Here is a 20442-nt window from a genome sequence, read left to right as displayed (position 1 = left end):
GTTCGCGTAAGGACAGGATTCGATGGCCACCACCTTTGATCTCGCCGATGTGAAGCGCCGCATGCAGGGCGCCATCAATGCATTCAAGAACGATCTGGCTAGTCTTCGGACGGGGCGTGCCTCGCCGAATCTTCTTGATCCCATTCAGGTCGATGCCTACGGCTCGCCGATGCCGATCTCGCAGGTCGCCACCGTGAACGTGCCGGAGCCGCGCCTGCTCAGCGTCCAGGTCTGGGACCGGGGCATGGTCGGTGCGGTCGAGAAGGCGATCCGGGAATCGGATCTTGGCCTCAATCCCCAAACCGAAGGCCAGATCATCCGCCTGCGTATCCCTGAGATGAACGAGCAGCGCCGTAAGGAGATGGTCAAGGTCGCGCACAAATACGCCGAGGAGGCTCGCATCGCCATCCGCCACGTTCGGCGCGACGGGCTCGACCTGCTGAAGAAGCTCGAGAAGGATTCGGCGATCAGCGAGGACGACGGCAAGCGCCAGGCCGAGCAGGTCCAGAAGGCGACCGACCAGTATGTAGCCGAGGTCGACAGCCTTCTCGAGACCAAGGAAAAGGAAATCATGCACGTCTGATCCTCAGGCGGCATTGGATATTCTCATGAACGGCGAAGCCAAGCGATCGGCCCCTGCCTATGCCTGCAAGGAATCAGGCGGGGTCATGCCGGCTCATGTTGCCATCATCATGGATGGAAACGGCCGCTGGGCCGCCCAGCGCGGGCTGCCCCGGCTGGAGGGGCACCGGCGCGGTGTCGAGGCGATCCGGCGCGCGGTGCGCATCGCGGGGGATCTCGGCATCCGGTATCTCACGGTCTACAGTTTCTCGGCGGAGAACTGGCGCCGTCCCGCCCAGGAGGTCTCCGACCTCATGGGCCTCCTCAAGCGCTTCGTCCGGCACGACTTGGCTGAACTCCACGCCAACAATATCCGGGTCAGAATCATCGGTGAACGCGAGGGGCTGGCATCCGACATCCGCCTGCTCCTGGACGAGGCCGAGCACCTGACCCGGTCAAACACGGGCCTTACTCTCATTATCGCCTTCAACTACGGCGGGCGGCAGGAGATCGTCAGCGCCGTACGGGCTCTGGCCCAGAGGGTGAAGGAGGGAAGCCTCGATCCGGCCGAGATCGACATGGCGGCGATCGAGTCCGGACTCGACACCCATGGCATTCCGGATCCCGACCTCGTGATCCGCACCTCCGGCGAGCAGCGGGTTTCGAACTTCCTGACCTGGCAGACAGCGTATTCCGAATTCGTCTTCCTGCCCGGTTTCTGGCCCGATTTCGACGAGACGGCCTTCAAGGCTGCCATCGACGAGTATTTCAGGCGCGAACGCCGCTTCGGCGGCCTCAGCGCCCAGGCGGTCTGATCATGGCCACGGATGACGGCCGCTCCCAACCGCGTGCAGCCGCCCTGGGCCTTTCGAAGGAACTGACATCCCGCATCGGCTCGGCGATCGTCATGATCGCGGTTGCGCTGTTCGCCGCCTACTATGGCGGCTGGCCTTTCGCCCTGTTCTGGCTGGCTGCCGGAATCGCCATGCTCGTCGAATGGACGGATATGACGGGCGTGCAGCCGCGCCGCCTCGTGCAGATCTTCCTTGGCCTCGGGCTGGCCGCGCTGACGCTTCTCTTCCTGATCGGAGCAAGCCTGACCACTTCCGTGGCTGTCGCTCTCGGATTCCTGGCCGTAGGCTCGCTGATCGCGCGGGATGGGGGCGGAAGGCTCTGGGCCGCCTCGGGTTTCGCCTATGCCGCCGTTATCGTCGTCGTGCCGCCCATCGTGCGCGCCCACCCGAATCTCGGTCTTCTCGGCCTTCTGTGGATGTTCGCCGTGGTCTGGGCGACGGACATTGCCGCCTACTTCACCGGCCGGACCTTCGGCGGCCCGAAGCTCTGTCTGCCCATCAGCCCTAAGAAGACCTGGTCCGGCTTCCTGGGTGGGTTGCTGGCTGCGGCCATCTGCGGCTTTCTGGTGGTCTGGGGGGCACAAAGGCTCGGGCTGGTCCAGCCGTTCAGCCTTCGAAACACCATCATCCTGTCGCTGATCGCCTCCGTCGCCAGCCAGATCGGCGACCTGGGCGAGTCGGCTCTCAAGCGGCATTGCGATGTGAAGGATTCGAGCCACCTCATTCCCGGCCATGGCGGCGTCATGGACCGCCTCGACGGCTTCTGGGCCGTATCCCTGCTCATGGGACTCGTGCTTCTTATCTTTCATTTTGCAGAATAGTTGTTCATGGCGCATTCCATCACCATCCTCGGGGCGACAGGTTCCATCGGCCGCTCCACCGAAGACGTTATTCTCGCGCACCGCGAGGAGTTCCGGGTCGAGGCCGTCGTCGGCGGACGCGATGCGCTGGCCCTGGCGAATGTCGCCCGCAGGCTCGGGGCCAGCTTTGCGGCGCTGGCCGACGAGGGCGGGGGCGGGGCGCTCAAGGAAGCCTTGTCCGGAACCGGCATCCAGAGCGGCGCGGGGCTGCCCGCCGTGCTAGAGGCGGCGGAGCGTCAGGCGGACGTGGTCCTCGCTGCCATCAGCGGGACGGCGGGTCTTCGTCCCACCCACGCGGCTCTGAAATCCGGAGGGCGGATTGCGCTCGCCAACAAGGAGAGCCTGGTCTGCGCCGGGGCCGCCTTCATGGCCGATGCCCGCCGCTGCGGCGCGGAGATCATGCCTGTGGATTCGGAGCATAACGCCCTGAATCAGGCTCTTGCGGCCGGACGGAACGGGGATGTGGAAAAGGCGGTGATAACCGCCACCGGCGGCCCGTTCCGCACGTGGCCTCGCGAGCGCATCGCTGCGGCCAGCGCCAAGGAGGCCTCGGCCCATCCCGTCTGGTCCATGGGATCGAAGATCAACATCGACTCGGCGACCCTGATGAACAAGGGGCTCGAGCTGATCGAAGCCCACCACCTGTTCGACCTGGGGCCGGAGCGCCTTGACGTTCTGGTCCACCCGGAGGCCATCGTTCACGGCCTTGTCCAGTGGCGCGACGGGGCCGTGACGGCCGGCCTCGCTTTGCCGGATATGAAGGTGCCCATCGCAAATGCGCTTCGGCACCGCGAGCGCCTGCCGATGGATTTGCCCCGTCTCGATCTTGCCGCGATTGGCCGGTTATCCTTCGAGCGGCCGGACGAGGCGCGCTTTCCGTGCCTGTCCCTTGCCAAGGCCGCATTGCAGGCCGGTGGAGCGATCCCGACGATCCTGAACGCCGCCAACGAGATTGCCGTCGGCGCCTACATGGCAGGGCAGATAGGATTTTATGCCATTTCAGAGGTGGTTGAGCGCGTTTGCTCCACCTTTTCGCGAGGAGGCCTGGATGCGCCATCGAGCGTTTCGGACGCTCTTGCTATCGACGAGGAGGCCCGCGCCGCTGCACGGCAGTTGCTTGCCTCCGCTGATTCAACGCTGCGCTGAGCAGCGCGAAGGGAATGATAATGGACTGGCTTTCGATGATCACGGGCTCCGTCTTCCTGACCCTGATCTCCTTCCTCGTGGTCCTTACGGTCGTGGTCTTCATCCACGAACTCGGCCATTTCTGGGTGGGACGCCTCTGCGGGGTCGGCGTCACCGCCTTCTCGATCGGATTCGGCCGGGAATTGTTCGGCTGGACGGACAAACACGGGACGCGCTGGATGATCTCCGCGATTCCCTTAGGGGGTTACGTAAAGTTCGTAGGGGACCTCAACCCGGCGAGCGTGCCCGATCAGGATGATCTCTCACGGATGACGCCGGAGCAGCGGGCCGTGAGCTTCCCGCACCAGAACGTCGCGAAGCGGGCCGCCATCGTGGCGGCGGGGCCGATCGCCAACTTCATCCTGGCCATCGCCATCTTCGCCGGCTTCAACTACTTCAACGGGCGCCAGGTCCTGGAGCCGCGAATCGAGGCGGTTCAGCCCGGGAGCCCTGCCGAAAGGGCAGGCTTCCAGCCCAAGGACCTCATCGTCGCCATCGACGGCCGGGAAATCAGCACCTTTGCCGACATGCAGCTCCTCGTGAGCTCCAGCGCCGGAGAGAGCCTCGCTTTCACGGTTGAGCGCGACGGGCAGAACGTGGTGCTCAACGCAACCCCGAACTTCGTGGAGCGGACGACTCCCTTCGGCAAGCAGCGGATCGGTCTTCTCGGCGTCGAGGCTTCCCGGGATCCGGCAGCCATCCGGCGTCTCACATACACGCCTCTCGAGGCGGTGAAGGCGGGCGCCGTTGAGACCTGGAATCTGGTCGAAAGAACGCTCAACTTTCTCAGAAGGCTCGTCTTGGGCTGGGAATCGGCCGACCAGCTCTCCGGGCCCATCGGCATCGCCCGGGCCTCCGGCACGGCCTTTGAGCTGGGGGGAGTCTACAGCCTCGTCAGCCTCATCGGCTTCATGTCGGTTTCGATCGGTCTCGTTAACCTTTTTCCTATTCCGCTCCTCGACGGCGGGCATTTGCTTTTCTATGCCATTGAGGCCGTTCGCGGGCGTCCTTTGAGCGAAAGAGCCCAGGAAATCGGCTTCAGAATCGGTTTTGCCATCGTGGCAATGCTCATGCTCTTCGCGACCTGGAACGATCTTGTTCACCTTGGCACAAGCTTTATGGCCCAAGGAACGTGACAAGGACGCCACGCAAGGTAAAAATCGCCGCCGTACAGGGGAACCGCCGTTTGCAATAGCGGCGAAAGTTTGTACAAGCGGGACCACACCATAGGTTGGGGCAGAAGTTCCTACCTGCGGGAAATGCCCCGCAATGGACAAAACGATAAAGAAACGGGCCAGTTGATGATGTCGACGACCACGCCACGCCGGAAAAAGCCGGCCGCCAAGGCAATGATCGCCATGAGCGCGATGATTGCCGGTATTGCTGCAGCGGAAAGTGCTTTTGCCCAGCAGGCTGTTCCGGGAAGCCGCAGGGCCTCCGTTTCGCAGGGTCCCGTCATCAACCGGGTCGTGGTCGAGGGCAGTAAGAAGATCGAGGCCTCGAGGCTCGAGGGCGAGCTCCAGACGCGGGCTCGGACTCCCTACAATCAGGCGACGGTCGACGCCGACGTCCAGCGCATTCTCGATATCTACCGCGGCTCCGGCCGGGGTCTCGCCCAGGTGACCCCGCGCATCGTCGACCTCCCCAACGGCACCGTCGACGTTGTCTATACGGTGGTCGAGGGCGACAAGACCGGCGTCAAGGAAATCCGATTCGTCGGCAACAACCAGGTTTCGTCGAGCCGTCTGCGCGGCATCATGCAGACCACCGAGACGAACATCCTGAGCTTCCTCAAGAGTTCCGACATCTACGATCCGGATCGCATCGCTGCCGACCTCGAGCTGATCCGCCGTTATTACCTGAAGAACGGCTATGCGGATTTCCGCATCGTTTCGAGCGATGTGACGTTCGATCCTGCCGCCGAGGGTTACATTGTGACCATCGCGCTCGAGGAGGGGCAGCAGTACCGGATCAGCGACGTCACCGTCGATTCCCGAATCCCTGCGATCAGCGCTGAGGCCGTGCGCGACGAGGTCGTGACCTCCGCCGGCTCCGTGTACAATGCCGAGGCCGTCGAGAAGTCGGTCCAGGCGATCACGACCGATATCGCTCGCCAGGGCTATCCCTTCGCGCAGGTCCGCCCTGTCGGCACCCGCAATCCCGAGACGGGAACCATCGATCTCGGCTACGTGGTCGAGGATGGTCCGCGCATCTACATCGAGCGGATCAACGTGCGTGGCAACACCCGCACCCGTGACTACGTGATCCGTCGCGAGTTCGACCTCGGCGAAGGCGACCCCTACAACCGGGTGCTGATCGACCGCGCTGAGCGCCGCCTCAACAATCTCGGCTACTTCAAGCGCGTCCGCATCTCCAACGAGCCGGGCTCCTCGCCCGACCGCGTGGTGGTGAACGTGGATGTGGAGGATCAGTCCACCGGCTCCTTCGCGATCTCCGGCGGCTATTCCACCGCCGACGGCTTCATCGGCGAGGTGTCGGTCAGCGAATCGAACTTCCTCGGCCGCGGCCAGTTCGTCCGTTTGGCGGGCCAGTTGGGCCAGCGCACGCACGGCATCGACTTCTCCTTCACGGAGCCGTACTTCCTCGGCTACCGGATGTCAGCGGGCATCGACTTGTTCTCGAAGTTCAGCGATCAGACCCGGTATTCCCGCTACGAGAACCGCGTGACCGGCGGTCAGCTGCGGCTGGGCCTGCCGTTCACGGAAGAGTTCACGCTCACGCTGCGCTACTCGCTGTACCAGCAGGAACTGGAGATCCCGAACGATCTCAAGCAGCCCTACAACGACTGCTCGTTCCCGATCCCCGGCTATACGCAGCTGAATGCGGACGGCACGCCGAACCGCTTCTTCTGTGAAGGCAACGGTGAAGCCTCGCTCGCGATCAAGGAATCGCAGGGTGAGACGCTGACCTCGCTGGCGGGCCTGACCTTCAACTATAGCACGCTCGATAGCACCCGGGATCCGCGCAACGGCTTCTACTTCGAAGGCAAGACGGATTTCGCCGGTCTCGGCGGTGACTCGCGTTACTTCCGCGCCACTGGTGATGCACGCTACTACCACGAGCTGTTCGAGGACGTGGTTGGTATCGCCCGCGTCCAGGGCGGCCACATCATGGGCTTCGGCGACAACAACCGGGGTATCGGCAACGGCGGCGACCTGCGCATCGTCGATCACTTCTTCCTCGGCCCGTCGCTGGTTCGTGGCTTCGCCACCAACGGCATCGGCCCGCGTGATATCTCGAGCCTCGATACCAACGCCAATGCTATCGGTGGCACCACCTACTTCGGTGGTTCGCTCGAAGTGCAGTTCCCGATCTTCGGCTTGCCGCGGGATCTGGGCCTGAAGGGCGCCGTCTTCGCGGATGCCGGTACGCTGTTCGGCTATGAGGGTCCGACCTACTTCAACGTCGGAACCGGCAGCATTCTCGATCCGATCGACGGCTGCCGTCAGGACCCGAACGTGCCGCAGAACTGCATCACGGTTCTCGACAGTAAGAAGATCCGTTCGTCGGTCGGCGCATCGCTCCTGTGGGCATCGCCGCTCGGCCCGATCCGCTTCGACTACGCTGTTGCGCTGTCGAAGGAAGAGGGAATCCTGGCGCCGAACGGCGCCCGGATCGGTGGCGACCGGACCCAGGCCTTCCGTTTCTCGGGTGGAACCCGCTTCTAACCGGAGAGGGCGCCGCATGGCGCCCTCGCTTTTTGTTTCATGACGGAAACCAATTTCTTCCCGCAAAGCCAGACGCTCAACCTGCGTCAGGTGGCGGAGATGGCCAATGCGAAACTCCCCGACGATGTCGACGGGGAGTTTTTGCTTCGTGGCGTTGCTCCCCTCGAGAGCGCCGGTCCCGACGATCTGGCCTATATGGACAATCCGGCCTATGTGGGGGCGCTCGCCGCGACCCGCGCCGCAGCGTGCCTCGTCACGCCGCGCTATGCCGCCAAGGTTCCGGCCCACACGGTCGCCCTTGTAACGCCCCAGGCTTATCGGGTCTTTGCGCAGGTCCTCGGCCTTCTGTTCCCCTCGGCCTTGCGGCCTGAGTCGTCCTTTGCCTCGACCGGCATCTCACCTGGGTCCTTCGTCCACCCCTTGGCCAGGCTCGAGCATGGCGTCCGGGTCGATCCCGGCGCCGTGATCGGCCCTCATGCCGAAATCGGGTCGGGGACGCTTATCGGGGCCCATTCCGTCATCGGGCCGAACGTAAAGATCGGGCGGGATTGCACGCTCGCGCCTCACGTGACCGTCTCCCACGCCTTCATCGGCAACCGGGTCATCCTGCATCCGGGCGTCCGCATCGGCCAGGACGGCTTCGGCTTCGCCATGGGCCCGCAGGGGCATCTCAAGGTGCCGCAGGTCGGCCGTGTCATCATCCAGGATGACGTGGAGATCGGGGCCAACAGCACCGTCGACCGGGGCGCGAGCCGCGACACGGTCATCGGTGAGGGGACGAAGATCGACAACCTGGTCCAGATCGCCCACAACGTGGTGATCGGACGCCATTGCGTGATCGTGGCCCAGGTCGGGATCGCCGGGTCCACGACGGTCGAGGACTTTGCCGCCATCGGCGGCCAGGTTGCCGTAAAGGGCCATGTCCGGATCGGCATGGGTGCGCAGATCGCCGCAACCAGCGGCGTCAACGGCGACGTCCCGGCCGGAGCCCGGTGGGGCGGCATTCCCGCCAGGCCCATGCGCGAGTGGTTCCGCGAGATCACCGCTTTGAAAAAGCTTGCATCGCAGGGCGATTCCGCCAAAGACGACGACGCGTCTTCATAACATTCCTTGAAGACGCCCCAATCTTCCGGAGTTCAGGTCATGTCCGAAGCGCCCACCACGCTTCAAACCGCCGATATCATGCAGATTCTGGATCTGCTGCCGCATCGCTATCCGTTCCTGCTGGTCGACAAGATCATCGAGATCGACGGCGACAATTCCTGCATCGGCATCAAGAACGTCACCTTCAATGAGCCACAATTTACGGGCCATTTTCCGTCGCGCCCGATCTTCCCGGGTGTCTTCCTGATCGAGGGAATGGCTCAGACGGCCGGCGCCATCTGCGTGGCATCGAAGATCGCGCAGCAGGCGAAGCCGAAGCAGGTATTTTTCATGACCATTGACAAGGTGAAGTTCCGCAAGCCCGTCGAGCCGGGCGACCGGGTCGAGTTCCACATGAAGAAGCTCAACAACCGCCGCAACATGTGGTGGTACAAGGGCGAGGCGAAGGTCGACGGCAACCTCGTCTGCGAGGCCGAAGTCAGCGCCATGCTGGTGCTCGAATAATGGAGACGGTGATTCATCCGACGGCCGTCATCGAGGACGGCGCGAAGATCGGCCCGGGCGTCAAGATCGGCCCCTTCTGCACAATCGGCCCGGAGGTCGAACTGGGGGAGGGGTGCCAGCTTCTCAGCCATGTCGTGCTGGCCGGACGCACCACCATCGGCCCCCGCACGCGGATTTTCCCCTTCGCCTCCATCGGGCATATCCCGCAGGACCTGAAGTACCGTGGTGAGGTCTCCACGCTGGAGATCGGCGCCGATTGCATGATCCGCGAAGGCGTGACCATGAATCCGGGTACCGAGGGCGGCGGCCTCAAGACCGTCGTCGGCGACCGCTGCGCGTTCCTGGCGGGCTCCCATGTCGGTCACGACACGAAGGTGGGCAACGACTGCATCCTGTCGAACAACGTCATGCTCGCGGGCCACGTCACCGTCGGCAACTTCGTGATCTTCGGCGGCGGCTCCGCCGTGATTCAGTACGCCCGCGTCGGCTCCCACGCCTTCGTCGGCGGCATGTCGGGACTCGAGAACGACCTCATTCCCTATGGCATGGCCATGGGCAACCGGGCGCATCTGGCCGGCCTCAACATCATCGGCCTGCGCCGCCGCGGCTTCACCCGCGAGCAGATCCACGACATCCGGCGCGCCTATCGCCTTCTTTTCGCGGATGAGGGCACGCTGGTCGAACGGGTTGAGGATGTGGCGGCGGAGTTCGACAGCCATCCCTTCGTGCACGAGATCCTCGACTTCATCCGCGAGGGGAAGGACCGGGCGATCTGCACGCCGCGGGATCCCGTCAGCTCGGCGGGTTAAGCCAGGGCATCTGAGTGCGATGTGCAGCGGTTTGGCGTGAGACGATGCGGCCCGACGACAAGGCGCGAGCGGAAGGCGGACCGATTGCGATCATCGCAGGCGCCGGACAGCTGCCCATCCAGCTCGTGAAGCACCTCGCCAGGACGGGCCAGGACTACCGCGTTCTGGCCTTCCGCGGTTTCGCGCAGCCTGAGCTGCGCCGGCAGGCCCATGCGAGCGTCGATCTTCTCGATCTCAAGACCATCATGAGCACCCTCGACGGGTGGCGGCCTCAGGCCGTCTCCCTCGTCGGGGCAGTTCGCCGTCCCGGCTTCTCTGCCTTGCTGGGAGCCTATTCACTCCTGCGCAACATGCAGGAGGTGAAGGAGGTCATCGCCCGCGGGGACGATCAGGTCCTGCGCGGCGCCGTGATGCTGCTGGAGGAGAGGGGGCATCGCGTCGTCGGCGCGCATGAGCTCGCCCCGGACCTCGTGGCCGGAAGGGCCTTCCAAGGTGCATTGCAGCCTGGCGAGGACGACCGGCAGGCCATCGCCGTCGGGCTCGATCTCCTTACCTCCGTCTCAGCCTTCGACATCGGCCAGGCCGCCATCGTCGCCCGCGAGCACGTCCTCGCTATCGAAGGTCCTGAGGGCACCGACCGGATGCTGCGTCGGGTGAGGGAACTCCGCCAGTCCTGGTTCGGTCTGCGCCGCAATAGGGAAGGCGGCGTTCTCATCAAGGCCGCGAAGCGGGGGCAGGACCTGCGGGTCGACATGCCGACCATCGGCCCAAGAACCGTCGTCGAGGCGGCGAGGGCAGGGCTCTCCGGCATCGCCATCGGTGCAGGCTCGACCTTCGTGCTGGAGCAGGAAAAGACCCTGCAGACGGCAAACCGCCTCGGTCTCTTCCTCGTCGCCGTCGACCTCCCCTGGATGGACGCCTTCCATGACTGAGACGCAGCCCCTGACGATCTGGCTCGTGTCCGGCGAGGAATCCGGCGATCAGCTCGGCGCAAAGCTCATGCGGGGGCTGAAAGGCCGGCTCGGCACAGAGCGTCTGCGCTTCGGCGGCGTCGGCGGCCACGCCATGAGGAAGGAGGGGCTGGACAGCCTCTTCCCGCTGGACGAGATCGCCGTCATGGGCTTCTCCGCCGTCATTGCCCGCCTGCCGACCATCCTCAAGCGCATCCGGTTCACCGTGGATGCCGTCGCGGCGGCAAAGCCGGACCTGCTCGTCATCATCGACAGCCCCGATTTCACCCATCGCGTCGCCAAGGCCGTGCGGCAGCGTGCGCCGCACATCCCCATCGTCGATTACGTCAGTCCCTCGGTCTGGGCCTGGCGGCCGGGGCGGGCGCCTAAGATGCGGGCTTATGTCGATCATCTCCTCGCGCTGCTGCCCTTCGAGCCGGAGGCGCATCAGCGCCTGGGCGGCCCGCCGACCACGTATGTCGGCCATCCGCTCATCGAGCGCCTGGACGAGATCAGGCCGGCACCGGGCGAGCGGGGCGGGGCTGCGGATACGCCCCTGAAGCTGCTCGTGCTCCCCGGCAGCCGCCGTTCCGAGGTCAGCCGCCTGATGGAGCCCTTCGGTGCGGCGCTGGCGCTCCTGAAGGAGCGCTCGCCTCGTCCCTTCGAGGTCACGATTCCGGCCGTTCCTCACCTCGTCGGGGAGATCCGGGAACGGGCGCAAGCCTGGAGCGTCAAGCCTCGGATCGTGGAGGGCGAGGCCGCGAAATGGGCCGCCTTCCGCGAGGCCGATCTCGCGCTCGCCGCCTCCGGCACGGTCACCCTGGAGCTCGGTCTCTCGGGCGTGCCCATGGTCGTGGCCTACCGGGTGTCGAAGATCGAGGAAGTGCTGAAGTACCTCATCAAGGCGCCCTCCATCGTGCTCACCAATCTGGTGCTCGGCGAGAACGTCATCCCCGAGCTGATCCAGTGGGATTGCACGCCGGAGAAGCTGACCGAGGCCCTCACGCCCCTGATGAGCGATAGCCCCGAGCGCCGCCGGCAGATGGAGGCCCTCGGCAAGCTCGACGCACTCATGCGGATCGGCGACGAGACGCCGAGCGAACGGGCGGCGCGGATCGTGGCGGAAGTACTGGAAGCCGGAAGGCGGACATGAAAAAGGGGCCTTTCGGCCCCTTATCCTTTTCGACCTTCTGGACGATCAGCCGCGCTGGGCGACCGTCACGTATTCGCGTCGCGGCGAGCCGGTATAGAGCTGGCGCGGGCGGCCGATGCGCTGGGACGGGTCCTCGATCATCTCGCTCCACTGGGCGATCCAGCCGACGGTGCGGGCGAGCGCGAAGAGCACCGTGAACATGGAGGTGGGGAAGCCCATCGCCTTGAGCGTGATGCCCGAGTAGAAGTCGATGTTCGGGTAGAGCTTCTTCTCGACGAAATACTCGTCCTTGAGCGCGATCTGCTCGAGCTCCATGGCGACATCGAGGAGCGGGTCGTCCTTGATGCCGAGCTCGTTGAGCACTTCGTGCGTGGTCCGCTGCATGATGCGCGCGCGCGGATCGTAGTTCTTGTAGACCCGGTGGCCGAAGCCCATGAGACGGAACGGATCGTTCTTGTCCTTCGCGCGGGCGATGTATTCCGGGATACGGTCGGGCGTGCCGATCTCTTCCAGCATCTTGAGCGCCGCCTCGTTCGCGCCGCCATGGGCGGGACCCCAGAGACAGGCGATGCCGGCCGCGATGCAGGCGAAGGGATTTGCGCCCGAGGAGCCCGCGAGGCGGACCGTCGAGGTGGAGGCGTTCTGCTCGTGGTCGGCGTGGAGGATGAAGATCCGGTCCAGAGCCCGCGAGAGCACCGGGTTGACCTTGTATTCCTCGGCCGGCACGGCGAAGCACATGCGCAGGAAGTTCGACGTGTAGTCCAGATCGTTCATCGGGTACACGAAAGGCTGGCCCACATGGTACTTGTAGGCCATAGCGGCGAGCGTCGGCATCTTCGCGATCATGCGCATCGAGGCGACCATGCGCTGGTGCGGATCGGAGATGTCGGTGGAGTCATGATAGAACGCCGAGAGGGCGCCCACGCAGCCGACCATGATCGCCATGGGGTGGGCATCGCGCCGGAAGCCGGTGAAGAACCGGTTCATCTGGTCGTGCACCATGGTGTGGCGCGTGACGCGGTAGTCGAAATCGGCCTTCTGCGCTGCGGTCGGCAGCTCTCCGTAGAGGAGCAGATAGCAGGTCTCGAGGAAGTCGCCGTGCTCGGCGAGCTGCTCGATGGGGTAGCCCCGGTAGAGCAGGATGCCCTGGTCCCCGTCGATATAGGTGATCTTCGACTCGCAGCTGGCGGTCGAGGTGAAGCCGGGATCGTAGGTGAACATCCCGGACTGACCGTAGAGCTTCGAAATGTCGATGACGCTCGGGCCGAGAGTGCCCTCTTTCACCGCCAGTTCCACGGCCTTGTTGTCGACTGTGAGTGTGCTGGTGTTGGAACTCATGCGTCTTCGCCCTTTCAACTGGAGGCCGGGCATTACCTAGGGCAGCCTATGGGGGGGAGAAGGGTCTCCGAAAGGGGCTGCCGAACCGAGGTCTGCCGGTCGGTGGGAATATGGAGGTTTCGGTAGCTTATCCGTCTGGAGGGGGCAAGCACGTCTAAAGGCGATAATGCGCCCGCTATGCAGCGGGCGCATCCTTCAACTGGTCCTGCAGGCGAGCCAATGTTTCATCCTTGCCGAGCACCGCCATGACATCGAAGAGGCCCGGAGAGGTCGCGCGGCCGGTGAGCGCCGCGCGCAGCGGCTGCGCCACTTGGCCCAGCTTTGCGCCGACGGCCTCCGCATGCTCGCGCACCACCGCTTCCACGCTCTGGGCCGACCAGTCGGACACGGCCGCGAGCTTCTCAGGGATCCCAACAAGGCGCGAAAGCCCGTCGGCCAGGAGGCTTGCCGCCTTCTCGTCGAGTTGCAGCGGACGCTCGGCATAAAGGTAATAGGCGCTGTCGAGCAGCTCCACGAGAGTCTTTGCGCGCTCCTTCAGGCCGGGCATGGCGGCCAGAAGCTTCTGCTTCAAGGCCGGCTTGAAGGTGCGACCCAGATGGTGCTCGTCCTTGTCGAGCTCCGGCAGCAGGTTCTCGAGGGCCTGCACCAGACGCTCGTCGTCGGCCTGACGCATGTAATGGCCGTTCAGGTTCTCGAGCTTCGCGAAGTCGAAGCGCGCGGGTGAGCGGCCGATGCTCTTGAGATCGAAGGCATCGATCATCTCCTGGGTCGAGAAGATCTCCTGGTCGCCATGGCTCCAGCCGAGGCGGACGAGATAGTTTCTCAACGCCTCCGGCAGGTAACCCATGCTGCGATAGGCCTCGACGCCCAGCGCTCCATGACGCTTCGAGAGCTTGGCGCCGTCGGGCCCGTGGATGAGAGGGATATGCGCCATCTTCGGCACATCCCAGCCCAAGGCCTGATAGATCTGCGTCTGGCGCGCGGCGTTGGTCAGGTGATCGTCGCCGCGGATCACGTGCGAGATGTTCATGTCGTGATCGTCCACCACCACGGCGAGCATGTAGGTGGGCGTGCCGTCCGAGCGCAGGAGGACGAGATCGTCGAGGTCCTTGTTCTGCCAGACCACGCGGCCTTGCACCTCGTCCTCGACCACGGTCTCGCCTTCGGTGGGCGCTTTCAGCCGGATGACGGGCTTCACGCCGGCGGGGGCCTCGGACGGGTCGCGGTCGCGCCAGCGGCCGTCATAGCGCAGCGGACGGCCTTCCTTGCGGGCGGCCTCGCGCATCTCCTCGAGTTCCTGCTGGCTGGCATAGCAGTAATAGGCGCGCCCCTGGGCGAGCAGGCTCTCGGCCACCTCGCGGTGCCGCGCGGCGCGGGAGAACTGATAGACGACATCGCCGTCCCAATCGAGGCCGAGCCACTTCAGCCCGTCCAGGATGGCGGCGATGGCCGCATCCGTGGAGCGTTCCCGGTCCGTGTCCTCGATGCGCAGCAGCATCTTGCCCCCTTGGCGCTTGGCATAGAGCCAATTGAACAGGGCCGTGCGCGCGCCTCCGATGTGCAGAAAGCCGGTAGGAGAGGGGGCGAAACGGGTGACGACGGTCATCGGCAGGGGAACCTTGGTTTAGAACTCTAGGATCGCGGGGCTTATCGCATGTTCGCGACGCTTCCAACTCATCCACAGGACGGCTTGGGCCGGAACGAGCGGTGGTCTAGCATGCAACCCACCCTGCGTTAAGTCGAAGCCATGGATCAGGACAACAGAGGAACGCCCCGCCGGGTCCATCGGCTTGCCGCACAGGCCGCCGTTCTGCCCCGGTCATGGGCTCCTCGGCTGTCGTGGGACCTCTCCGGCGGGCGCGAATGGCTGGCGCGCAATCTTGCCCGAGAGAGCGAGCAGCGCCGCCTCTTCCCCTGGATCGCGGTTTGCTTCGGGCTCGGGATTGTCCTGTTCTTCCAAGCCGAAGGCTCGCCTGCGCTGTGGGCCCCTCTGGGGGCCGCGAGCCTGTGCGCTGCCACAGGCTGGCGCCTGCGCCGCAATTCGGTGGCCGTTGCCGTGCTGATCGGCCTTGCAGCCCTGTTCGCCGGGTTCGCCGCCGGCGTGATCCGCTCTCGCAGCGTCGCAGCGCCCGCCCTGACACGGATCATGATCGTTCCGGTGACGGGATTCATCGGGGCGGTGGAGGATCGCGCAGGGGGAAAGAGACTCCTTCTGCGCGTCGTCACGATGAAGGACGTGGAGGAGGCCGAGCGCCCCCGCCTCGTGCGGGTCTCCCTGCGCAAGGGAGAGGGGCTTGCGGCAGGGCAGTTTATCGGCGGCACGGCCCGCCTGCTTCCGCCGCCGCAGGCCGCCTGGCCCGGCGGCTACGACTTCGCCCGGGATGCCTATTTCAAGGGGATCGGCGCGGTCGGCTCCTTCACCGGCGAAGTCCGCCGCCTCGATCCCCCGACGCCGCCCGATGGGTCCCTGCGCCTGGCGGCTCTGGTGGACGACGCCCGCAATACCCTGACCCAGCGTATCGCCGCCGCCATCGGAGGCTCTGCGGGCGGGGTGGCTGCGGCGCTCGTCACCGGCAAGCGCGGTCTCATCGACGAGCCGACCAACGACGTGCTCCGGGCCGCCGGCATATATCACATCGTCTCCATTTCCGGTCTCCACATGGTGCTGGCGGCCGGCACCTTCTTTTGGCTCGCGCGCACGATCCTCTCTTTCTTCCCGCGCCTCGTCCTGCTCTGGCCGATCAAGAAGATCGCGGCCGTCGCCGCAATGCTGGGCTCGACGACCTACTGCATTTTTTCAGGCTCGGACGTTGCGACGGAGCGTTCGCTTGTCATGACACTTGTCATGTTCGGCGCGATCCTGGCCGACCGGCCGGCCTTGAGCATCCGCAACCTCTCCATCGCGGCGCTGATCGTGCTGGCGCGCGAGCCGGAGGCGCTTGTGGGGCCGAGCTTCCAGATGTCCTTCGGGGCGGTCGCCGCGATGATCGCCTTCGTGCCGCTCATGCAGCGCGACGGTGTTGGAAGTGCTCCCGTCACCCTGGTCGAGCGAGGGCTGGTCTGGTTCGGCCGGGCGGGCCTCGGGCTTCTCACCACGACCCTGATCGCCAGCATCGCCACGGCGCCCTTCGCCGCCTACCATTTCCAGACCCTGAATCCCTATGGCCTGATCGGCAATGCGCTCGCGCTGCCGCTCGTCTCGCTGGTGGTGATGCCTTCCGCCGTGCTCGGTGTATTGGCCTACCCTTCGGCCTCGACCGGCCGGTCTGGCAGCTGATGGGAGCCGCCGTCTCCCAGGTGCTGGAGGTCTCGTCCTGGGTCGGCGGCTTCAGCGGTTCGACCGTCGTCGTGCCGGCGCTGAGCGTTGGCGCCCTCGGCTTGTTGAGTCTGGCGCTCCTGGGCCTGACGATCCCCGCATCGCGCCTGCGCTGGCTTGCCCTCGTGCCGGCGGGGGCAGGGCTTGCCTTCGCAGCCTCGCCCGAGCGCTACGACAGCTATATCGACCGGGACGGAGCCGGAGCGGCCATACGCAATGCCGGCGGGCGACTGACGCTGGTCGGAAAGCCGTCCTCCTTCGTGGCCGAGCAATGGCTTCGCGCCGATGGCGACGACAGGAACCCCGAAGACGCAAGTCTGCGTCAGGGTGCGCGATGCGACAGGGCAGGCTGCGTCGTCGCAGGGAGGGCGGGGCGGCCTGTCGCCTTCGTCCAGGACATGGCCGCCTTCGGGGAGGATTGCCGTCGGGCGCGGGTGATCGTCACGCGCCTGGTTGCTCCGCCGACCTGCGGGGCGGCCCTGGTCCTGGACCGTGAGGCGCTTCTGTCACGCGGTGCAACCACCATCCGCTTCATGCGCGACGGGATCGAGTTGCGCTCGGTACGCAAGGGACGCGAGGTGCTGGCCCTCACGGGCTCCGAACCGGCGGAAGCAGGGCGCCCGCCGGTTCGGGACAGGCCACGTCAGGCGCGGCCTGTCCCCGAGCAGGATCTTCCCGGAGAGGAGATCAGTAGCGACGAACCAAGCTGACGAGCTTGCCCTGGATCTTGACCCGGTCGGGGCCGAGGACGCGGGTCTCGTAGGACTGGTTGGCCGCCTCCAGCGCGATGGAGGAGCCCCGGCGGCGGAAGCGCTTGAGGGTCGCCTCCTCCTCGTCGATCAGGGCCACGATGATATCGCCCGTATTGGCCGTGTCCTGCTTGCGGATCACCACCAGGTCGCCATCGAGAATGCCGGCCTCCACCATCGAGTCGCCCCGCACCTCGAGGGCGAAGTGCTCGCCCTGGGTGAGGAAGTCGCCTGAGAGGGTGACGGAGTGGCTGCGGTTCTGGATCGCGGAGATCGGCGTACCGGCGGCGATCCGGCCCATGACGGGGATCGTTGCGGTGTCGCGATGCCGCTCCTCGGCGACAGGCGCGGGAGCCGTCTTCGCCTTGCCGGCGAGGCCGCCCTCGACCACGCTCGGGGTGAAGCGGCGCTGGCCCGCGGCGCCGCTGGCGCTCTCGGGCAGGCGGATCACTTCCAGGGCGCGGGCGCGATTGGGCAGGCGGCGGATGAAGCCGCGCTCCTCCAGCGCCGTGATGAGGCGGTGGATGCCGGATTTCGACTTGAGATCGAGGGCGTCCTTCATCTCGTCGAAGGACGGCGGAACCCCGGTTTCACGCAGCCGCTCATGAATGAAGCGGAGCAATTCGTGCTGTTTACGCGTCAGCATGGCTGGCCCTTACTGCTCCGCGAGGGAGCGATTCTGAAAACAAAGCAAGAACAAGGTAGCCGTTCTTGCTGTGTTCCGCNCCCGGTTTCACGCAGCCGCTCATGAATGAAGCGGAGCAATTCGTGCTGTTTACGCGTCAGCATGGCTGGCCCTTACTGCTCCGCGAGGGAGCGATTCTGAAAACAAAGCAAGAACAAGGTAGCCGTTCTTGCTGTGTTCCGCAAGCCTAGGCTCAGGACCTATTAATTTGGGCTGAGGTGTGATTCAGAGTCTCCTGTCGAGGAGGCTCTGAATGGGTGATCTGTTTCTGCTGACGAGCGAGAATGGCGCGCTCTCGGCACCGAGGAGGGAATAGGTGAGTGTCTCCTCTGATCCGTTCGGATCGGTGACGGGTAAGAGTCCGGCCACGGTGTCGTTCTTTGCAAGCTCGGAGAGACTGCGTGCAGTGAACTTGACGACCGGCGGACGGTTGGCGATTGCGGACTCTACACTGAGCGTCCGGTTAGTCGTTTCAATCCCATCGTCGACGAAGATCCGAAATGTCGCCGTCTCGATCTCTCCGACAGGTCCGGTCCGGTCCCGTGGATTGAACTGGAGACTGTTCAGCGCATCTGTCACCCGCCCGGCACTGCCTGTCACTGTGAAAATACCTGTTTCAGGATCGTACTGCCCAAATCCAGCCTGTGGCACGAGAACGCCCTTTGCCCTGTTCTCGGCATCCAAAGTGACTCTGACGGTAAGTGTGTGACCTTCCTGATCGTTGACAGCCGTTCCTGCGAAAAGGGAGATCAGGCCATTGTCGAAACCTTTGGGAGTACCGGGGGCGAGTTGTATCGTCGGAGCGGAATTCCCGCTTCCGCCCGTGCCTGACACTCTGACCGATACGACGGCCTCATTCTGGGCCCCGCCGCCATCGACGAGCGTGATGATCACGTCCCGAGCGTCGGTCACTGGATTCACGGCCGTGTTATGTTCGAAGCTGAGGGCGCGGATGAGTTCCGTTACACGCGCCGGGTTGGCATTCGCGTTCAGATTGATCTTCAGGCCCTCTTGCCCCGATCCGTCAGCATCTATCGTGCCGACAGCAGTTCCGTCGACCGAGACGGTGTTCTCGGAAATCGTCACCTGGCCTGTCTCATGGAGACGCAGGCGGTCCTGTGACCGGACGCCGTTCGCAATCTGCACCAGGAGCGATGTGAAGCGGCCGGTATCCTCCGTGACGATGGCATTGCCGCCAAAATCGAGACGCCCCGAACCGCCTGCGGCAACGACCAATTGGTCGCCATTGATGTTGGAAAGCTCCGGGAGGGCATTTGTCCAGGTTCCGTTGTCATCGACGACGTTCTCGATGCCCTGCCGGAAAAGCTGGAGCCGCTGGTCCAATGTGAAAGTACGGCCATGCAGCCTGACTGCTTCGCCGAAGCCTGGGCCGAAGGCAAGGGGCGCCATTGAGACATCGTCGACATGGAGGGTTGCCTCGACATCATGCAGCACGATGCGCTCGATGCCGGTGATTGTCTTCCCTCTCAGGTCATAGGGCTGATCACCGTCGAAGAACTGGAGTTCCTCCTCACCGTCGCCACCGGCGATCGTCATCACGGGCGCGAGAAGATGTGAGTCGGTGATGATGACGTCATCGCCACTCGAGCCGACGATGGCCTCAAAGCCCCTGATGTGGTTAGAGTAGATATCGAGATCGCCAGCCTCGATCATCTGCAATGTGTCGTTGCCCAGGCCTCCGTCGACAACATCGCCGAAGGACAGCCTGTTCGCCCCGACCTGCAGAACCTCATCGGCATCGGTTCCCAGGGCGTATTCCTGCTGGGTCGTGAGTACCTGCTGCGCTAACTTTGTGAAGCTGCGCTGCATGATGCTCGTGTGGGAGGAGTCCGGAAACTGCGTGAGCCATGCCGCAACCCAGCCGCCATCCGGAGTTTCGGCGATACTTGCCTCACTGCTGAAAAGAGCACCATTATAGGCATTCCTGACCGGCAGGTCGGGGCCGACTGTCGTTCCATTGGAATCGTAGTACCGCTGGTATATCGTTTTCGGTATATTTCCTGCCTCCCAGGCGATGACCCACCCGCCATCGCCAAGCACCTCGACCCGGGCTCTGGCCTGCGAACCTGCTGTAGTCTGGTTTACCTTCACCTCGCCAGTATCGTATTGCGCCACACCATGCCGGTCGTACCGCTGCATGTAGATGCCGCGGCCATCTCCATCCTGCTCTTTGGATTCCCACACGACCAGCCAGCCGCCGTCAGGAAGCATCGCAACTTGAGGGCGGGTCTGGTTCTAGTATGTCGTCTGATTCACCAGCAATTCGCCGCCAACGGCCACGCCGTCAGCATTGAAGCGCTGCATATAGATGTTCGCTTGCGGGTCGGAGTGGGTTCCTCCGGCCACGGGATTACTGACCCAGGCAACGACCCAACCGCCGTCATTCGGATCGGCAGGATCGTCCTCCAGCATAGTAACAGTCGCATGCTGTTGGTGCCCTGCTACTGAGGTGTTGACGAGAACTGCATTGCCCAGTGCAGCACCTGAACCGTCAAACCGCTGCTGATAGACTCCATAGCCGTTGCCGCTTCCATTACCAGCGCTCCAGGTTGTCAGCCGTCCGCCTCCTGGAAGTACGGTGACATCGAGGTGTGGCAACCAAGTTGAAATGTCGCTTGGGGCGCAAAGTCAAAGTGTCAGTCAGGCCGGGTGAGACGGAGCCTG

18 protein-coding genes are annotated in these 20442 nt (G+C 64.5%); 13 read left to right on the top strand and 5 right to left on the bottom strand.

Annotation, left to right across the window (positions count from 1 at the left end):
* The first annotated feature begins 22 nt into the window (after window positions 1–22).
* From frr to lpxB, 11 genes are all read left to right on the top strand, one after another.
* Window positions 23–583: a ribosome recycling factor gene (gene frr / locus LG661_RS20180; protein ID WP_230533760.1), complete on the top strand. Its 561-nt coding sequence runs from the start codon at window positions 23–25 to the stop codon at window positions 581–583.
* Between the two features lie 25 nt (window positions 584–608).
* Window positions 609–1376 carry an isoprenyl transferase gene (locus tag LG661_RS20175; RefSeq protein ID WP_268995494.1) on the top strand — a complete coding sequence of 256 codons (768 nt, stop codon included), beginning with the start codon at window positions 609–611 and terminating at the stop codon, window positions 1374–1376.
* 2 nt (window positions 1377–1378) lie between these two features.
* Complete coding sequence (locus tag LG661_RS20170; protein WP_230533759.1) at window positions 1379–2236, top strand: phosphatidate cytidylyltransferase; 858 nt, start codon at window positions 1379–1381, stop codon at window positions 2234–2236.
* A gap of 6 nt (window positions 2237–2242) precedes the next feature.
* Complete coding sequence (gene dxr / locus LG661_RS20165) at window positions 2243–3421, top strand: 1-deoxy-D-xylulose-5-phosphate reductoisomerase (RefSeq protein WP_230533758.1); 1179 nt, start codon at window positions 2243–2245, stop codon at window positions 3419–3421.
* A 20-nt stretch (window positions 3422–3441) separates the two neighbouring features.
* Window positions 3442–4596, top strand: a complete 1155-nt coding sequence (rseP, locus tag LG661_RS20160) for an RIP metalloprotease RseP (RefSeq protein WP_230533757.1) — start codon at window positions 3442–3444, stop codon at window positions 4594–4596.
* A 165-nt stretch (window positions 4597–4761) separates the two neighbouring features.
* Window positions 4762–7149: an outer membrane protein assembly factor BamA gene (gene bamA, locus LG661_RS20155; protein ID WP_230533756.1), complete on the top strand. Its 2388-nt coding sequence runs from the start codon at window positions 4762–4764 to the stop codon at window positions 7147–7149.
* A 39-nt stretch (window positions 7150–7188) separates the two neighbouring features.
* Window positions 7189–8253, top strand: a complete 1065-nt coding sequence (gene lpxD / locus LG661_RS20150) for a UDP-3-O-(3-hydroxymyristoyl)glucosamine N-acyltransferase (protein WP_230533755.1) — start codon at window positions 7189–7191, stop codon at window positions 8251–8253.
* 39 nt (window positions 8254–8292) lie between these two features.
* Complete coding sequence (fabZ, locus tag LG661_RS20145; protein WP_230533754.1) at window positions 8293–8757, top strand: 3-hydroxyacyl-ACP dehydratase FabZ; 465 nt, start codon at window positions 8293–8295, stop codon at window positions 8755–8757.
* A complete protein-coding gene (lpxA, locus tag LG661_RS20140; RefSeq protein ID WP_407666761.1) occupies window positions 8754–9566 on the top strand; it encodes an acyl-ACP--UDP-N-acetylglucosamine O-acyltransferase in 813 nt (270 codons plus the stop codon). Before fabZ ends, lpxA begins: the two co-directional genes overlap by 4 nt.
* Window positions 9567–9610: 44 nt before the next feature.
* The gene (locus tag LG661_RS20135; RefSeq protein ID WP_230533752.1) at window positions 9611–10498 is read left to right on the top strand and encodes an LpxI family protein; all 888 of its coding nucleotides are present in this window, start codon (window positions 9611–9613) and stop codon (window positions 10496–10498) included.
* Window positions 10491–11669 carry a lipid-A-disaccharide synthase gene (lpxB, locus tag LG661_RS20130; RefSeq protein ID WP_230533751.1) on the top strand — a complete coding sequence of 393 codons (1179 nt, stop codon included), beginning with the start codon at window positions 10491–10493 and terminating at the stop codon, window positions 11667–11669. The genes LG661_RS20135 and lpxB overlap by 8 nt, the downstream gene beginning before the upstream one ends.
* Before the next feature lie 45 nt (window positions 11670–11714).
* Here the strand turns inward: lpxB and gltA are convergent, their stop codons facing one another.
* Together gltA and gltX are read right to left on the bottom strand one after the other, a co-directional pair.
* Window positions 11715–13007 carry a citrate synthase gene (gene gltA / locus LG661_RS20125; RefSeq protein WP_230533750.1) on the bottom strand — a complete coding sequence of 431 codons (1293 nt, stop codon included), beginning with the start codon at window positions 13005–13007 and terminating at the stop codon, window positions 11715–11717.
* 175 nt (window positions 13008–13182) lie between these two features.
* Window positions 13183–14613, bottom strand: coding sequence for a glutamate--tRNA ligase (gene gltX / locus LG661_RS20120; protein WP_407666758.1), 1431 nt, complete (start codon window positions 14611–14613; stop codon window positions 13183–13185).
* A gap of 141 nt (window positions 14614–14754) precedes the next feature.
* Here gltX and LG661_RS20115 point away from each other — a divergent pair, with 141 nt between their 5' ends.
* Window positions 14755–16284, top strand: coding sequence for a ComEC/Rec2 family competence protein (locus LG661_RS20115; protein ID WP_230533749.1), 1530 nt, complete (start codon window positions 14755–14757; stop codon window positions 16282–16284).
* Complete coding sequence (locus LG661_RS20110; protein ID WP_230533748.1) at window positions 16284–17033, top strand: hypothetical protein; 750 nt, start codon at window positions 16284–16286, stop codon at window positions 17031–17033. The genes LG661_RS20115 and LG661_RS20110 overlap by 1 nt, the downstream gene beginning before the upstream one ends.
* On the opposite strand, the gene lexA is transcribed toward LG661_RS20110, so the two are convergent.
* The 3 genes from lexA to LG661_RS20095 all read right to left on the bottom strand — a co-directional run bounded on the left by lexA (window position 17011) and on the right by LG661_RS20095 (window position 20190).
* Complete coding sequence (lexA, locus tag LG661_RS20105) at window positions 17011–17718, bottom strand: transcriptional repressor LexA (RefSeq protein WP_230533746.1); 708 nt, start codon at window positions 17716–17718, stop codon at window positions 17011–17013. The genes LG661_RS20110 and lexA overlap by 23 nt on opposite strands.
* A 264-nt stretch (window positions 17719–17982) precedes the next feature.
* On the bottom strand, window positions 17983–19989 hold the full coding sequence (locus LG661_RS20100; protein WP_230533744.1) for a hypothetical protein: 2007 nt from the start codon (window positions 19987–19989) through the stop codon (window positions 17983–17985).
* Window positions 19990–20013: 24 nt separating this feature from the next.
* On the bottom strand, window positions 20014–20190 hold the full coding sequence (locus tag LG661_RS20095; RefSeq protein WP_230533743.1) for a hypothetical protein: 177 nt from the start codon (window positions 20188–20190) through the stop codon (window positions 20014–20016).
* Window positions 20191–20442: the final 252 nt, after the last annotated feature.

This window comes from Microvirga roseola, assembly GCF_020866965.1.
In the GTDB taxonomy this organism is placed as follows: domain Bacteria; phylum Pseudomonadota; class Alphaproteobacteria; order Rhizobiales; family Beijerinckiaceae; genus Microvirga; species Microvirga roseola.
This window is presented reverse-complemented; position numbering and strand designations above follow the sequence as displayed.

What these genes read in the sequence shown, in the direction of transcription:
- LG661_RS20095 (WP_230533743.1), bottom strand. Translation starts at nt 20,190, where the DNA reads ATGCTGGAGGACGATCCTGCCGATCCGAATGACGGCGGTTGGGTCGTT.
- lexA (WP_230533746.1), bottom strand. Translation starts at nt 17,718, where the DNA reads ATGCTGACGCGTAAACAGCACGAATTGCTCCGCTTCATTCATGAGCGG.
- LG661_RS20175 (WP_268995494.1), top strand. Translation starts at nt 609, where the DNA reads ATGAACGGCGAAGCCAAGCGATCGGCCCCTGCCTATGCCTGCAAGGAA.
- dxr (WP_230533758.1), top strand. Translation starts at nt 2,243, where the DNA reads ATGGCGCATTCCATCACCATCCTCGGGGCGACAGGTTCCATCGGCCGC.
- LG661_RS20115 (WP_230533749.1), top strand. Translation starts at nt 14,755, where the DNA reads ATGGATCAGGACAACAGAGGAACGCCCCGCCGGGTCCATCGGCTTGCC.
- bamA (WP_230533756.1), top strand. Translation starts at nt 4,762, where the DNA reads ATGATGTCGACGACCACGCCACGCCGGAAAAAGCCGGCCGCCAAGGCA.
- frr (WP_230533760.1), top strand. Translation starts at nt 23, where the DNA reads ATGGCCACCACCTTTGATCTCGCCGATGTGAAGCGCCGCATGCAGGGC.
- LG661_RS20110 (WP_230533748.1), top strand. Translation starts at nt 16,284, where the DNA reads ATGGGAGCCGCCGTCTCCCAGGTGCTGGAGGTCTCGTCCTGGGTCGGC.
- rseP (WP_230533757.1), top strand. Translation starts at nt 3,442, where the DNA reads ATGGACTGGCTTTCGATGATCACGGGCTCCGTCTTCCTGACCCTGATC.
- LG661_RS20135 (WP_230533752.1), top strand. Translation starts at nt 9,611, where the DNA reads ATGCGGCCCGACGACAAGGCGCGAGCGGAAGGCGGACCGATTGCGATC.
- fabZ (WP_230533754.1), top strand. Translation starts at nt 8,293, where the DNA reads ATGTCCGAAGCGCCCACCACGCTTCAAACCGCCGATATCATGCAGATT.
- LG661_RS20170 (WP_230533759.1), top strand. Translation starts at nt 1,379, where the DNA reads ATGGCCACGGATGACGGCCGCTCCCAACCGCGTGCAGCCGCCCTGGGC.
- lpxB (WP_230533751.1), top strand. Translation starts at nt 10,491, where the DNA reads ATGACTGAGACGCAGCCCCTGACGATCTGGCTCGTGTCCGGCGAGGAA.
- LG661_RS20100 (WP_230533744.1), bottom strand. Translation starts at nt 19,989, where the DNA reads ATGCTTCCTGACGGCGGCTGGCTGGTCGTGTGGGAATCCAAAGAGCAG.
- lpxD (WP_230533755.1), top strand. Translation starts at nt 7,189, where the DNA reads ATGACGGAAACCAATTTCTTCCCGCAAAGCCAGACGCTCAACCTGCGT.
- gltA (WP_230533750.1), bottom strand. Translation starts at nt 13,007, where the DNA reads ATGAGTTCCAACACCAGCACACTCACAGTCGACAACAAGGCCGTGGAA.
- gltX (WP_407666758.1), bottom strand. Translation starts at nt 14,613, where the DNA reads ATGACCGTCGTCACCCGTTTCGCCCCCTCTCCTACCGGCTTTCTGCAC.